General features: G+C 57.1%; 11 protein-coding genes and 2 tRNA genes. 12 read left to right on the top strand and 1 reads right to left on the bottom strand.

Going from position 1 to position 14,511, the window contains the following annotated elements:
• Positions 1-276 precede the first annotated feature (276 nt).
• The 10 genes from aspA (at position 277) to F3I15_RS13345 (ending at position 9,465) form a co-directional block, all read left to right on the top strand.
• The gene (gene aspA, locus F3I15_RS13390) at positions 277-1,713 is read left to right on the top strand and encodes an aspartate ammonia-lyase (RefSeq protein ID WP_065650517.1); all 1,437 of its coding nucleotides are present in this window, start codon (positions 277-279) and stop codon (positions 1,711-1,713) included.
• Between the two features lie 115 nt (positions 1,714-1,828).
• Positions 1,829-3,130: an anaerobic C4-dicarboxylate transporter gene (locus F3I15_RS13385; protein WP_150018245.1), complete on the top strand. Its 1,302-nt coding sequence runs from the start codon at positions 1,829-1,831 to the stop codon at positions 3,128-3,130.
• Positions 3,131-3,212: 82 nt separating this feature from the next.
• On the top strand, positions 3,213-4,898 hold the full coding sequence (locus tag F3I15_RS13380; protein WP_150018244.1) for a protein-disulfide reductase DsbD: 1,686 nt from the start codon (positions 3,213-3,215) through the stop codon (positions 4,896-4,898).
• A 64-nt stretch (positions 4,899-4,962) separates the two neighbouring features.
• Positions 4,963-5,541 carry a transcriptional regulator gene (locus F3I15_RS13375; RefSeq protein ID WP_150018243.1) on the top strand — a complete coding sequence of 193 codons (579 nt, stop codon included), beginning with the start codon at positions 4,963-4,965 and terminating at the stop codon, positions 5,539-5,541.
• Between the two features lie 106 nt (positions 5,542-5,647).
• Positions 5,648-5,720, top strand: a tRNA-Phe gene (locus F3I15_RS13370).
• A 12-nt stretch (positions 5,721-5,732) separates the two neighbouring features.
• Positions 5,733-5,808: transfer RNA gene (locus tag F3I15_RS13365), tRNA-Phe, on the top strand.
• A gap of 251 nt (positions 5,809-6,059) precedes the next feature.
• The gene (locus tag F3I15_RS13360) at positions 6,060-6,944 is read left to right on the top strand and encodes a sugar phosphate isomerase/epimerase family protein (protein ID WP_150018242.1); all 885 of its coding nucleotides are present in this window, start codon (positions 6,060-6,062) and stop codon (positions 6,942-6,944) included.
• 228 nt (positions 6,945-7,172) lie between these two features.
• Entirely contained in the window at positions 7,173-8,192 is a 1,020-nt protein-coding gene (locus F3I15_RS13355; RefSeq protein ID WP_150018273.1) for a LacI family DNA-binding transcriptional regulator, read from the top strand.
• 101 nt (positions 8,193-8,293) lie between these two features.
• Positions 8,294-9,175 carry a glutathione-dependent disulfide-bond oxidoreductase gene (gene yghU / locus F3I15_RS13350; protein ID WP_150018241.1) on the top strand — a complete coding sequence of 294 codons (882 nt, stop codon included), beginning with the start codon at positions 8,294-8,296 and terminating at the stop codon, positions 9,173-9,175.
• Complete coding sequence (locus F3I15_RS13345) at positions 9,175-9,465, top strand: DUF1330 domain-containing protein (protein ID WP_039382107.1); 291 nt, start codon at positions 9,175-9,177, stop codon at positions 9,463-9,465. Before yghU ends, F3I15_RS13345 begins: the two co-directional genes overlap by 1 nt.
• 76 nt (positions 9,466-9,541) lie before the next feature.
• Here the strand turns inward: F3I15_RS13345 and F3I15_RS13340 are convergent, their stop codons facing one another.
• Complete coding sequence (locus F3I15_RS13340; protein WP_150018240.1) at positions 9,542-10,783, bottom strand: MFS transporter; 1,242 nt, start codon at positions 10,781-10,783, stop codon at positions 9,542-9,544.
• A gap of 418 nt (positions 10,784-11,201) precedes the next feature.
• Here F3I15_RS13340 and F3I15_RS13335 point away from each other — a divergent pair, with 418 nt between their 5' ends.
• Both F3I15_RS13335 and F3I15_RS13330 read left to right on the top strand, forming a co-directional pair.
• Complete coding sequence (locus F3I15_RS13335; protein ID WP_150018239.1) at positions 11,202-11,795, top strand: hypothetical protein; 594 nt, start codon at positions 11,202-11,204, stop codon at positions 11,793-11,795.
• A 289-nt stretch (positions 11,796-12,084) separates the two neighbouring features.
• Positions 12,085-14,463, top strand: coding sequence for a glucose/quinate/shikimate family membrane-bound PQQ-dependent dehydrogenase (locus F3I15_RS13330; RefSeq protein ID WP_150018238.1), 2,379 nt, complete (start codon positions 12,085-12,087; stop codon positions 14,461-14,463).
• Positions 14,464-14,511 lie beyond the last annotated feature (48 nt).

Genomic DNA, 14,511 nt, shown 5'->3' with positions numbered 1-14,511 from the left:
ATTTCAACCGCACCGGCCAAATAAATCCTTTTGACATAAAAGTGAGAGATACATCACATATCGTTATTACCACTTGCCGGGCAAATGTCCGTAAAGTGATCTGTGTACGAGCATTTCTGCCGTGACAGAATATGATCGTGCCCGCCAGCCCGAAGATGGATAAAATGTCGGCACTGGTATTCCACGACAATATAATTGCTTCACCTGCGTGTTATTCGCTCTCCATCCATGCCGGATGCGTGGCGGTATCAGAGCAGCAATAATAAGAAGGTAATCATGGCGAACAACATTCGTATCGAAGAAGACCTGTTAGGCATGCGCGAAGTGCCGGCGGATGCTTACTACGGTGTTCATACTCTGCGTGCGATTGAAAATTTCTATATCAGTAGCAGTAAAATCAGCGACATTCCTGAGTTTGTCCGCGGCATGGTGATGGTCAAAAAAGCAGCCGCGCTGGCCAACAAAGAGCTGCAGACGATCCCACGCAACATTGCGAATACCATTATTCAGGCCTGCGATGAGGTGCTGAACAACGGCAAATGCATGGATCAGTTTCCGGTAGATGTTTATCAGGGCGGCGCCGGCACCTCGGTGAACATGAATACCAACGAAGTGCTGGCAAATATCGGTCTGGAACTGATGGGTCACCAGAAAGGTGAGTATCAGTACCTCAACCCCAACGACCACGTTAACAAATGCCAGTCAACCAACGATGCCTATCCGACCGGCTTCCGGATCGCGGTTTACGCCTCTATTCTCAAGCTGCTGGATGCGATTGCCCAGCTGAGCGAAGGCTTCCAGCGCAAAGCCGTGGAGTTTGAAAACATCCTGAAGATGGGCCGCACCCAGCTGCAGGATGCGGTGCCGATGTCGCTGGGCCAGGAGTTCCACGCGTTTAACGTGCTGCTGAATGAAGAGACCCGCAGTATTCTGCGCACCGCTGAGCTGCTGCTGGAAGTCAACCTTGGTGCAACCGCAATCGGTACCCGCCTGAATACGCCGGACGGCTATCAGCAGCTGGCTGTACAGCGTCTGGCGGAAGTCAGTAATCTGCCGGTGGTGCCAGCGGAAGATCTGATTGAAGCGACGTCCGACTGCGGCGCCTACGTGATGGTGCATTCAGCGCTGAAACGTCTGGCGGTGAAGCTGTCAAAAATCTGCAACGACCTGCGTCTGCTCTCTTCCGGCCCGCGCGCCGGCCTGAACGAAATCAACCTGCCGGAACTGCAGGCGGGCTCCTCGATCATGCCAGCCAAAGTCAATCCGGTGGTGCCGGAAGTGGTTAATCAGGTCTGTTTTAAAGTTATCGGCAACGATACCACGGTGACCATGGCGTCTGAGGCGGGTCAGCTGCAGCTCAACGTGATGGAACCGGTGATTGGCCAGGCGCTGTTTGAATCCGTCAGCATCCTGACCAACGCCTGCTATAACCTGCTGGAAAAATGCGTTAACGGCATTACGGCGAACAAAGCGGTCTGCGAAGCGTACGTATTCAACTCTATCGGTATTGTCACCTATCTCAATCCCTACATCGGCCATCACAACGGCGATATCGTGGGTAAAGTCTGTGCTGAAACCGGCAAAAGCGTACGTGAAGTGGTGCTGGAGCGCGGTCTGCTGACCGAAGCGGAGCTGGATGATATCTTCTCCGTCCAGAACCTGATGCATCCGACCTATAAAGCGAAACGCTATACCGACGAAAACGAACAGTAATCTGTTTCCGATCATGTCGCCCCGGGCACGCCTGTATACAATACGGCGTGCTTTTTTTATCTCTGGCGACTACAACATTCAGGGGGCACGTTCTGCAGCCTGAGGAGAGAAACGGATGATAGCAGTGGAACTGGCAGTGGTATTCATGGCGATCTGGCTCGGTGCCCGCCTGGGCGGTATCGGAATCGGCTTTGCCGGCGGACTGGGAGTGCTGATACTGACGCTGGTGTGCGGCATGAAGCCCGGCGTAATCCCGTTTGATGTGATCGAAATTATTATGGCCGTTATCGCCGCGATTGCTGCCATGCAGGTCGCAGGCGGTATGGATTACCTGGTCGGGCTGGCGGAAAAGCTGCTGCGCCGCCATCCGCGCTACGTCACCTTTCTGGCGCCGCTGGTCACCTATCTGATGACGCTGCTGGCCGGCACCGGCCACACCGCGTTCTCCACGCTGCCGGTTATCGCTGAAGTCGCCAAAGAGCAGGGCGTCAGGCCATCGCGTCCGCTCTCCATCGCGGTGGTGGCCTCCCAGATTGCGATCACCGCCTCACCGCTCTCCGCCGCAGTGGTATTCTTTGCCTCTATACTCGAACCACGCGGCGTCAGCTATCTGGCGCTGCTGGGCGTGGCGCTGCCCTCCACGATGGCGGCAATATTCTGCGCGGCGGTGATTACCAACTTTCTCGGTACGGAACTAAAGGATGATGCTATCTATCAGGCGCGACTTGCCAGAGGCGACGTGACGCTGCGCGGTGAGAAAGTGTATGCCACCCGGCCTGGCGCGCGCCGCGCCGTATTACTGTTTCTCACCGGCATCGTGGCAGTGGTGCTCTATGCCACTGCCATCAGCGACAGCGTGGGCCTGATCGCCAACCCGGTGTTGCCGCGTAACGAAGCGATCGTCGTGTTTATGCTCACGGTCGCTACGCTGATCTGCCTGACCTGCCGCGTAGACAGCAGTGAGATCCTCAGCGCCAGTACGTTTAAATCGGGCATGAGCGCCTGTATCTGCGTTATGGGCGTGGCGTGGCTGGGCGACACCTTCGTTAAAGCGCATCTGAGCGAGATCCAGACTCTGGCGGGTGACATGCTGCAGCGCTATCCCTGGATGCTGGCGCTGGTGCTGTTTTTTGCCGCCACCCTGCTCTATTCGCAGGCGGCAACCACCAAAGCGCTGATGCCGGCAGCACTGATGCTCGGCGTCTCGCCGCTGGCGGCAGTGGCCTCTTTTGCTGCGGTATCAGCGCTCTTTGTTCTGCCTACCTATCCGACGCTGCTGGCCGCAGTGGAGATGGATGACACCGGTTCGACGCGAATCGGCAAGTTTGTCTTTAACCACTCCTTTATCATTCCGGGCATACTGGCCATCGCCTTTTCCGTGGCGTTTGGCTTTCTGTTTGGCAGTCTGATCCTCTGACGCCGTTACATTGTGAAATCCTGTGCCGAAGCGGGCGTGCTATGCTCACCACTTCTGCACTACCGGAGTTGATTAATCTGTTATGGCTGCATCTTTTTCCCGCCTGCTGACGCTCTGCCTGACGCTGCTGCTTTGCCTGTCGGCTCAGGCCGATCTCTTTGCGCCGAAATCCACCAGCCGCTTTGTGCCGGTCGATCAGGCCTTTCAGTTTGATTTTTCTCAGCGGGGCTCAACGCTGACGCTGAACTGGCAGGTCAGGCCCGGCTACTATCTCTATCGTCAGCAGATAAAGATTACGGCTCAGCATGCGCAGCTGGCCCCGCTGACGCTGCCGCCAGGTGAGGCGCATGAGGATGAATTTTACGGCAAAAGCGAGATTTACCGTCAGGCAGTGACGCTGCCGGTAACGCTGCAGCGGGCGGATGCGGGCGCCACGCTGACGGTGACGTATCAGGGCTGCGCCGCGGCCGGATTCTGCTACCCGCCGGAGAGCCGTACTATTCCGCTGAGCGCCGTCAGCGGCGGCAGCGCGCCGGTTACGGCGCAGCCCGCCGCCGCGCCGCTGCCCTTCTCGCCGCTCTGGGCGCTGCTGATCGGTATCGGCGTCGCCTTTACCCCCTGCGTCCTGCCGATGTACCCGCTGATCTCCGGCATTATCCTCGGCGGCGCACGCCGCTACAGCGCTGGCCGGCTGCTGGCGCTGGCGCTGGTCTATGTGCAGGGCATGGCGCTGACCTATACGCTTTTGGGCGTTGTGGTCGCGGCGGCCGGGCTGCGCTTTCAGGCGGCGCTGCAGCATCCATACGTCCTGGCGGGTCTGTCGCTGCTGTTTATTCTGCTGGCGCTGTCGATGTTTGGCCTGTTTTCGCTGCAGCTGCCCGCCAGCCTGCAGACGCGTCTTGCGCTCTGGAGCAATCAGCAGCGCGGCGGCTCGCTGCCTGGCGTATTTATCATGGGCGCGCTGGCCGGACTTATCTGCTCCCCCTGCACCACGGCGCCGCTCAGCGCGATCCTGCTGTATATCGCGCAGAGTGGAAACCTGTGGGCCGGCGCCGGTACGCTGTGGCTCTACGCCGTGGGAATGGGGCTGCCGCTGATCGCCGTGACGCTTTTTGGCCATCGTCTGCTGCCCAAAAGCGGCCCGTGGATGCAGACGGTAAAAGAGGCGTTCGGGTTTGTTATCCTGGCGCTGCCGGTATTTCTGCTGGAGCGTATCCTCGGCGACACCTGGGGTTTGCGGCTCTGGAGCCTGCTGGGCGTAGCGTTTTTCAGCTGGGCATTTATTCACAGCATCAACGCGCGCGGCAAGTGGCGCGTCATACCGATGGTGATGTTAGGGGCAGCGCTGATTATGGCGCGGCCGCTGCAGGAGTGGGCGTTTGGCGCTACGGCAAGCCAGAACGTGGCACACCTGCCCTTTAAGCGCATCAGCAGCAGCGCGGAGCTTGAGCAGGCGCTGCAGCAGGCACCAGGGCGCATCACCATGCTCGATCTCTATGCCGACTGGTGTGTCGCCTGCAAAGAGTTTGAAAAATATACCTTCAGCGATCCGGCAGTCGCCAGCGCGCTTGCTGGCGTGCAGCTGCTGCAGGCGGATGTCACCGCAAACAGCGCGCAGGACAACGCCCTGCTGAAGCAGCTGCAGGTGCCGGGATTACCGACCATTCTGTTTTTTGACGCGCAGGGTCGCGAGATCCCCGATTCCCGTATCAGCGGCTTTCTGCGTGCAACAGCGTTTCGCGCGCATTTGCAGAATCTGCCGCGTTAAACGACACTGGTTCAGCCACTGCCCGCTCATCGACGAGCGGGCCGATATTCCAGAGGAGAGTCATGTGCAACGCGAACAAATTCTGGAGCATGCGCTGAATGTGCTCGAACAACACGGCCTGGCGGCTACCCTGTCGCTGCCGCAGCTGGCGGGTGAAACCGGCCTCAGCACCGCACAGCTGACCCGCTACTGGCCCGACTGCGATGCGCTGCTCTATGATGCACTGCGCTATCACGGTCAGCAGATCGACAGCTGGCGACGTCAGGTACAGCTGGATGAGCGGCTCAGCCCCGCGCAAAAGCTGATGGCGCGCTATGACGTGCTGGCAGAGTATGTCAGCAAAGGCCGGTTTCCTGGCTGCCTGTTTATTGCTGCCTGCAGCTTCTATCCGCAGCCTGACCAGCCGGTGCACCAGCTGGCGGAGCAGCAGAAGCGCCACTCATGGCAGTTTACCCATGAGATCCTGGTGGAGCTGGCGCTGGACAATCCCGCGATGGTGGCCGATCAGATGGAACTGATCCTCGAAGGCTGCCTGAGCAAACTGCTGGTGAAACGTAACGTACAGGATGTGGCGACCGCCCGGCGTCTGGCGGAAGATGTATTCAGTATTGCGCTCTGTCGTCAGAACGGCGCGCTCGCCTGAAAAAGGGCTGACATGCCTGAAAAGCAGGCAGTCAGTCACGGATAGCGCGCTTTTTTGCTAAAACCCGTTGACGATCTGCGGCCATTAAGGTTTAATGCGCCCCGTTGCCCGAATAGCTCAGTCGGTAGAGCAGCGGATTGAAAATCCGCGTGTCCCTGGTTCGATTCCGGGTTCGGGNAATGCGCCCCGTTGCCCGAATAGCTCAGTCGGTAGAGCAGCGGATTGAAAATCCGCGTGTCCCTGGTTCGATTCCGGGTTCGGGCACCAAAATCCAGAAAACCCGGCCTTATGGCCGGGTTTTTGCTTTTCTGCGTTATCCATTTCGCCTGCCCTGCTGCTTTTCCACCCCGTACCGGGTGCCATACTGATGGTTTTACATCAGCAAAATCGTAGAACGTGCCGACCTCCCTTCCTATAGTGGCTGATAAACACACTCTCTGTCTGCCTGGCGTTTCTGCATCAGCTTCCGCCTGTCCGGAACAACGCTGGCAGCGAAATAGCGCAGGAGAAGCGACAGCATGAAAATTGCTTTTGACGTGGACGTTATCCGGGATCTCGGCATTACCCGGATGGTGCATCAGGTGGCGGAATGGGGCTATAAATATATTGAGCAATCACCCCATCCGCAGATCAATCCTTTTTATAAACACCCCAAAGCCAGCCGCGAAATCCTGCGCGAATATAAAAATGCGCTGAACGCCACCGGCACCGAAATCTCTTCCTTCATTACGGTTTATCGCTGGTCGGGACCCGACGAGCTGCGCCGTCAGGCGGCGGTAAAAAACTGGAAGCGCATGATTGAAATTGCGGTTGAAATGGGCGTGCAGGTTATCAATACCGAGCTCTCCGGCAACCCTAATGAGCCAGAGATCTGCGAAGAGATGTTCTACCGCTCTATGGAGGAGCTGCTGCCGATTGTCGAGCGTGAAGGGATCCGCATTGAAATCCAGGCGCATCCGTGGGATTTCTGCGAAGAGAGTAATGAAACGGCAGATATCGTTAAGTCGTTTCGCAGCGATAACGTGAAGTATATCTATAGCGCGCCCCACACCTTCTATTACGACAAAGGCAAAGGGGATATAAAAAACATGCTGCATTATGCCGGTGACGATCTGTCGCATATGCTGATTGCCGATACCATGAACCACACCAAACACTGCCGCTATATTGTGAACCCGCCTGGCGTGGACGCAACCATTCACCAGCACGTCGCGGTGGGAGAAGGCGAAGTCAACTTCGATGCGCTGTTTGAAGCGCTGCGCGAGATGGATTTTGCCCGTCGCAGCTTCAAAGTCGGCGGTGAGTCGATTATCTCAGCGGCGCTGTTCGGCTATCCGGAGAAGATGCGCTATCAGGCGGTGGAGACGCGCGAACTGATTGAGCGCGAGCTGCTGAACCTCTGATTGTTACATCGGGTAGTATTTTCCCCCTGTGCCCTGCAGGGGGAAACGCACCGCTTACATCGCGCCAGGCTTCACCGCGCCCTTCTGCAGCGGCACTATTATCACCGCCATATCAATATCAAAGCTGCGGATCTCCTCCTTTAGCTCACACTTCAGAATGCCCTGTCTTGTCAAAATATCCCGTTCTGGCAGGCTGTCAGAACGCAGTTTTTGATGGAATTCACTCAAATGAAAGCAACCACGCTGGCCGGACTGGCTAAGCGCGCAGGCGTTGGCGTCGCAACCGTGGATCGGGTTCTGAACGATCGCGGGGGCGTCTCGCCCGCGATGACGCGAAAAGTGCTGCAGGCAGCCCGGGAGGCGGGCTTAAAACGTATTCTGCCGGAGGAGCATCGCCACAGCTGGCAGATTGAGGTCATCCTGAGCGGCAACGGCTCATTCTTCTTTCAGCAGCTGGCGCAGGAGTTCGCCCGCCTGGCAGATGCGCTGGGCTACCGGCGCGTCCGGCTGCATCGCACGCTTATCCCGGAAGATGCGCCGGAGAAGCTGGCGGCCCATATCGATGCCGGCAGTAAAAGAATGGACGGGCTGATTGTGTTTGCTCACGCCAGCCCGCTGATCTATCAGGCGCTGGCCACCTGCCAGGCGCGGGGCGTGCCGGTCATCACGCTGGTGAGCGATCTGCCTGACGCGCCGCGGCTCTGCCATGTCGGTATTGATCAATACAAAGCGGGACGCACGGCGGGCCTGATGCTCGGCAGCATGGCGGCCAGTACAGGGGATGTGGTACTGATCAGCGGTCGCGCTGACTATCTCGCGCACCAGCAGCGTATTGAAGGTTTTCAGCAGGTGCTGGCTGAGCGCTTTCCGCAGCTGCGGCTGCGTGAGATCCTCGCCGGCCAGGACGATCGTGAACGCATCAGCCGGCTGCTGGAGAAAACGCTGGCGGGATCGCGCCAGATCGCCGGACTCTATAACACCGGCATGGGCAATACCCAGATTTATGAAGCGCTGGCGCGCCACCGGCTGTGCGGCAGCACGGTTTATGTGACGCATGAACTTTATGCGACTACGCGCCAGCTGCTGCAGCAGCGCATCCTGACCCTGACCCTTGATCAGAACACGCAGCGCCATGCTGAACTCGCTCTGACCCTGCTGCTGCGGCATCTGGAAGAGCGCGAGCAGCCTGATACTTACGCGCCGGGCAAAGTCGACTTTATGCTCTATACCCAGGAGAACTGTACCTGATCCCGCAAACCCGCTCACCGCCAGCGCGGTTAAATCGGCGCGGAATGGCGCTGCTACACTCAGTGGCAGCGCAACGCTCACGACCATAAGGTGAAATGACGATGTCAGATAATCAGTATCAGCCCGCAAAAGTCTGGACCTGGGAACCGGAAGCCAAAGGCAACGGCGCCAGCACGAACCGCCCTGCCGCTGGCGCCACGCATGAGCAGGCGCTGCCGGTCGGGAAACATCCGCTGCAGCTCTACTCGCTCGGCACGCCAAATGGTCAGAAGGTTACCATTCTGCTGGAGGAGCTGCTGGCGGTGGGCGTAAAAGAGGCGGAGTATGACGCCTGGCTCATCCGCATTGGTGAAGGCGATCAGTTCTCCAGCGGTTTTGTTGATGTGAACCCTAACTCTAAAATTCCGGCGCTGAGCGACCACTCCGTGACGCCACCGCAGCGGGTGTTTGAATCGGGTAATATCCTGCTCTATCTGGCGGAGAAGTTTGGCTACTTTATTCCGGAAGATGTGGCGGGCCGTACTGAAACCCTGAACTGGCTCTTCTGGCTGCAGGGTTCTGCGCCCTATCTTGGCGGCGGCTTTGGCCACTTCTACCACTATGCGCCGGAAAAAATTGAGTACGCCATCAACCGCTTTACGCTGGAAGCGAAGCGTCAGCTGGATGTGCTGGATCGCCAGCTGGCGGATCACCGCTTCCTTGCAGGTGACGCCTATACCATCGCGGATATCGCGACCTGGCCCTGGTATGGCAACCTGGTGCTGAATGGCCTGTACGGCGCAGCAGAGTTTCTGGATGTGCAGACTTACACCAACGTGGTGCGCTGGGCGAAGGAGATCGCGGAGCGTCCGGCGGTCGTACGCGGGCGTAAAGTTAATCGCGCTTTTGCCGCTGAGCCGCAGGATCAGCTGCTGGAGCGGCATGACGCCAGCGATTTTGAGCACAACACCGAAGATAAACGTCAGGCACGGGGAGAGAAGTAATGACCGCTTACATGGTAATGATTAAGGATGAGACGCTGGATAAAGATGAGCTGGCAACCTACTCACAGAAAGCGGGCGACGCGCGTGGCGATCATCAGATCACGCCGCTGGCTTTTTATGGCGAGCAGGAAGTGCTGGAAGGCCGGGATGCCGAAGGCGTTGTCGTTCTGGCGTTTGCCGATATGGACGCCGCGCGCGCCTGGTATCACAGTCCGGCTTATCAGGAAGCGAAAGCGCACCGCGTGAAAGGCGCTAACTACCGCGTTATCCTGGTCAACGGCGTGGCATAACGCGCCGACGCCAGGCAGACCGGCTGCCGGTCTGCTGATGTGCCCGGCGGCGTGATGCTACGCCGGGCGCTCTCATCTACACGTTGCTTTCACTCTCCAGCTTTTGCCGTTTGCGCAGATGCGGGAAAAGCGTCATCCAGACGGCGACCACTATCAGCGTACCTATCCCGCCCAGCGCGGCCGCCGGTACCGCCCCCAGCCATGCGGCCAGCAGGCCAGATTCAAACTCCCCCAGCTGATTGGACGTATTGATAAAAATAGCGTTCACGGCGTTGACGCGACCCCGCATATCATCCGGCGTATCGAGCTGTACCAGCGCACCGCGGATCACCATACTGACCATATCAAATCCCCCCAGCGCAGCCAGCGCCAGCAGCGACAGCCAGAGCTGGGTAGAAAGCGCAAACAGCAGCGTCGCCAGACCAAAACCGGCAACCGAGCCAAACATGATCATACCGACGTGCTTCTCCAGCTTATTACGGCTAAGCCAGACGCCCACCACCAGCGCCCCGACTGACGGTGCGCCGCGCAGCATGCCCAGTCCCCACGGCCCGGTATGCAGAATATCCTGCGCAAAAATCGGCAGCAGCGCCGTGGCCCCGCCCAGCAACACGGCAAACAGGTCGAGCGAGATCACACCCAGCACATCTTTGCGTTCGCGGATAAAACGCACGCCAGCGAACATGTTGGTCAGGTTCATTGGCATGCGCGACTGCGGCGGCCGCGCGTAGCGCAGACGGCTAATCAGTACGAGAGAGAAGAGATAGAACAGCGCGGAAACGCCATACACTACTTCAGGCCCGGCGACATAAAGCAGGCCGCCCAGCGTCGGGCCGACGATCACCGCCGCCTGACCGCCTACTGAGCTGGCGGCCATCGCGCGGGCCAGAACCGGCGGCGGCACCAGCGCCGGCAGCATAGAAGTGATAGCCGGCCACTCCAGCGCCTTTGCCACAGAGATCAGAAACACCAGCCCCCAGATCTCAACGCTTCCTGCCCAGTGCAGCAGCGTCAGCGCCACCAGCCCAAGCAGCGCTGCCCACTCAATCAACTGCCCCACCAAAACAATGCGACGACGGTCGTGCTGATCGGCCAGATGACCAGCCGGCAGCGCCAGCAGTACCGAGGGTAAAAACTGCATTAGGCCGATCATACCCAGCGCCAGCGCGCTGTGTGTCAGGGCATAGATTTGCCAGCTGACCGCCACTGAAAACATCTGAAAGCCGAATGACGAGCAGGTGCGCGCCAGCCAGAAAGCCACAAACGATCGATGCCGCAGCAGAGAGGCTTCTGCAGCAGAGCTTTTTATACCTGTCATGTGATCCCATCCTGAAATGATTAACTGATTAGCGTCATTGCACTAATCTGGTCAGAAGCCAGGCAGTGGCTTCTGTTATCGTTTTGTCTCTCTGAGAGTGCGCGATATCACTCTGGCAGGCAATGGCGGGTTGTGCGCTTTTGAAACAAAAACTTAACTGCCTGGCAAATAAACATTGGTCTCTATATATCAGGAGGGTTATTGTTATTGATTGAATACCGGTATTGATTTATTGATTACTGAATTAACAGCTTAATTATCCCTTTTAACGCCAGGAATATCTCTGTATCAGAGACAGGTAAAAAAAGGTGATTTAACACTCTCTTTCGATCTATATTAACCGCCGGCAAATTTCAGACATAACACGCATTTATAATAAAACATATCTTTCCGGTTAATAATTTTTTTGCAGAGATACATGAAAAACAGTACTTATAATCCTTATGTTACTGAGCGTATTCATCGCTTTGACAACACGCTGTGCGGCGTGTGTTATTCAGCACCCTTTATGCATTGCGAGCAGGACGCTGATACATTACTTAATGGACACAACATAATTGCTTTGCATAATCAGTTGCCTGATACCCCTGAACTAATAATTATTCCGCTGGCGGGAAATAGCCTGATGGAATTTTTACGCGCCCCGGAAAATTATCCGATGCTGCAGGCTGCCCACGTCCGTCTGGCAATTGATTATGCAGGGCTGCTACAGGGTGGTGCCTCCCTGCTTGCCGCTGCGCACCACTTCTCATTCTGGCTGTGCGATCTCGCGCCGCTAGGAACAGAGTGGAAAAAGATCGTGGCGTTTCCATTTAGCGGTGTGGTTTTAGCCGAAGATTTTTTTAATGATAATTACCTCAAGTTCAGCTTTCCGTTTTTAATTGAGTCTCTGAGGGAAAGAGAAGCAGACGTTATATTACGTACTGCACAGCTGACGCTGAATAGCGAACATTACCAGCGCCTGCAGTTAAGCGGCTGGCAGCAGCAGCGCACACCCGGCACGCTTTTTTAGGGTAACCGTTTACACAATCTGCTACTTCGCGGCGCAGCAACCCGATTTGATCGGAATTAACGCCGCTATTCCGCCATAAAATGTCGTCTGATTTGGCCCGACAGAGTTAAAACCGCTAAAAAAAGCAAACTCGTTAACGTTTTTAAGATAAAATTTAACGCAAAGGGATCATATGGCGTCACGGAAGAACGCTGCGTGAACATTTCTGCTCACTTCGTACTCTATGTCGGGAAACAGCCTGAAGCGTTGTTTCCTTTGTTTTTCTATGGCAAAGAAAGAGGTCAATATTATGGGGAAAGCTTCCTCATCTTTTGGCGTAATCCGCCTGCTCACGGTGCTGTTCGCACTGCTGACGGGCGCGTTTATGCTGGTTGGTGGCGTTTGGTTAGCCACCATTGGAGGTTCCTGGTACTACGTTATTGGCGGTGTGATGATGCTGATCACCGCTGTTCTGCTCTGGCGTCGCAGCAGCGCCGCGCTGCTGCTGTATGCGCTGCTGCTGCTCGGCACGCTGATCTGGGGCGTATGGGAAGTTGGCTTTGACTTCTGGGCGCTGGCACCGCGCACCGATGTACTGGTGATTTTCGGTATCTGGCTGATCCTGCCTTTCGTCTATCGCACGTTCAATCCTGCCGGCAGAGGCGCAATGCTGGTGGCGCTGATTGCCAGCGTACTGGTTCTGGCATGGGCCGTCTTCCACGATCCGCAGGAGCTGAACGGCAAACTGCCCGCTGCAGCGACCACCCCGCAGACCCAGCCTATCAGCAATATTGCTGATGCTGACTGGCCGGCGTACGCGCGCGATCAGCAGGGTACCCGCTTTTCTCCGCTGAAGCAGATCAACACCAGCAACGTTAAAGAGCTGCAGGTCGCCTGGCAGTTTCAGACCGGCGATCTGAAAAATGCTAACGATCCGGGCGAAATCACTGATGAAGTGACGCCGATTAAAATCCGCGACACGCTCTATCTCTGCTCGCCGCATCAGATCCTGTTTGCGCTGGATGCCACAACCGGTAAGCAGAAGTGGAAGTTTGATCCGGCGCTGAAGCAGAATCCGACCTTCCAGCACATCACCTGCCGCGGCGTTTCCTATCATGAAACCCCTGCAGCAGCGGATAGCGCGGCAACTCAGCCGGCACTCTGCGCACGTCGCATCTATCTGCCGGTCAACGATGGTCGTCTGTTTGCTCTGGATGCGGAAACCGGCGAACGCTGCCCGGCATTTGGTAACAACGGTGAGCTGGACCTGCAGCACAAGCAGCCGGTTACCACCCCTGGTCAGTATGAACCGACCTCACCACCGATTATCACCGATACCACTATCGTGATCGCCGGTGCTGTAACCGATAACTACTCTACCCGTGAGCCATCGGGTGTGATCCGCGGCTTTGACGTCAACACCGGCAAACTGCTGTGGGCATTCGATCCGGGCGCGAAAGATCCTAACGCGATTCCGGAAGATGAGCACACCTACACCCTGAATTCACCGAACTCATGGGCACCGGCGGTTTACGATCCGAAACTGGATATCGTTTATCTGCCAATGGGCGTCTCCACCCCGGATATCTGGGGCGGCAACCGTACGCCTGAGCAGGAGCGTTATGCGAACAGCGTTCTGGCGCTGAATGCCACCACCGGTAAGCTGGTCTGGTCTTATCAGACCGTGCATCACGACCTGTGGGATATGGACCTGCCTTCTCAGCCGACGCTGGCTGATATCACCGACAAAGATGGCAACACCGTTCCGGTGATCTACGCGCCGGCGAAAACCGGTAACATCTTTGTGCTGGATCGCCGCAACGGCAAGCTGGTTGTGCCGGCACCGGAAACCCCGGTTCCGCAGGGCGCAGCGAAAGGTGATCACGTATCACCGACGCAGCCTTACTCTGAGCTAACCTACCGTCCTAAACAGAACCTGACTGACAAGGATATGTGGGGCGCGACGATGTTTGACCAGCTGGTGTGCCGCGTAATCTTCAAGCGCCTGCGCTATGAAGGTCCGTTCACGCCGCCGTCTGAACAGGGTACGCTGGTCTTCCCGGGTAACCTCGGTATGTTTGAATGGGGTGGTATCGCCGTTGATCCACATCGTCAGATTGCCATCGCTAACCCAATGGCGCTGCCGTTTGTCTCAAAGCTGATCCCACGCGGACCGGGCAACCCGGCTGAGCCACCGAAAGGTGCGGAAGGCGGTTCCGGTACTGAAACCGGCGTGCAGCCGCAGTATGGCGTGCCGTTTGGCGTTGAGCTGAATCCATTCCTGTCACCTTTCGGCCTGCCGTGCAAACAGCCAGCCTGGGGTTACATTTCAGCGGTGGATCTGAAAACCAACGAAACCGTATGGAAAAAACGCATTGGTACCGTGCGCGACAGCGCGCCTCTGCCGCTGCCGTTTAAGATGGGTATGCCAATGCTGGGCGGCCCAATCACCACGGCGGGACACGTTGCCTTTATCGGCGCAACGGCAGATAACTACCTGCGTGCGTTTGATACCAACACCGGTGAAATGCTGTGGCAGGCGCGTCTGCCAGCCGGTGGTCAGGCAACGCCGATGACCTATGAAGCGAACGGCAAGCAGTACGTTGTCATCGCGGCTGGTGGTCACGGCTCGTTTGGCACCAAACTGGGTGACTATATAGTTGCCTATGCACTGCCGGATGCGAAATAACCTTTCGTAACAGCAGAATAAATCAGGCGGGCCGGTGGCCCGCCTTTT

The sequence above is a fragment of the Pantoea sp. M_9 genome (assembly GCF_008631385.1).
Taxonomy (GTDB): domain Bacteria; phylum Pseudomonadota; class Gammaproteobacteria; order Enterobacterales; family Enterobacteriaceae; genus Pantoea; species Pantoea eucrina.
This window is presented reverse-complemented; position numbering and strand designations above follow the sequence as displayed.

Coding starts and splice junctions, on each gene's coding strand:
- aspA (WP_065650517.1), top strand. CDS start 277: ATGGCGAACAACATTCGTATCGAAGAAGACCTGTTAGGCATGCGCGAA.
- F3I15_RS13385 (WP_150018245.1), top strand. CDS start 1,829: ATGATAGCAGTGGAACTGGCAGTGGTATTCATGGCGATCTGGCTCGGT.
- F3I15_RS13380 (WP_150018244.1), top strand. CDS start 3,213: ATGGCTGCATCTTTTTCCCGCCTGCTGACGCTCTGCCTGACGCTGCTG.
- F3I15_RS13360 (WP_150018242.1), top strand. CDS start 6,060: ATGAAAATTGCTTTTGACGTGGACGTTATCCGGGATCTCGGCATTACC.
- F3I15_RS13355 (WP_150018273.1), top strand. CDS start 7,173: ATGAAAGCAACCACGCTGGCCGGACTGGCTAAGCGCGCAGGCGTTGGC.
- yghU (WP_150018241.1), top strand. CDS start 8,294: ATGTCAGATAATCAGTATCAGCCCGCAAAAGTCTGGACCTGGGAACCG.
- F3I15_RS13345 (WP_039382107.1), top strand. CDS start 9,175: ATGACCGCTTACATGGTAATGATTAAGGATGAGACGCTGGATAAAGAT.
- F3I15_RS13340 (WP_150018240.1), bottom strand. CDS start 10,783: ATGACAGGTATAAAAAGCTCTGCTGCAGAAGCCTCTCTGCTGCGGCAT.
- F3I15_RS13335 (WP_150018239.1), top strand. CDS start 11,202: ATGAAAAACAGTACTTATAATCCTTATGTTACTGAGCGTATTCATCGC.
- F3I15_RS13330 (WP_150018238.1), top strand. CDS start 12,085: ATGGGGAAAGCTTCCTCATCTTTTGGCGTAATCCGCCTGCTCACGGTG.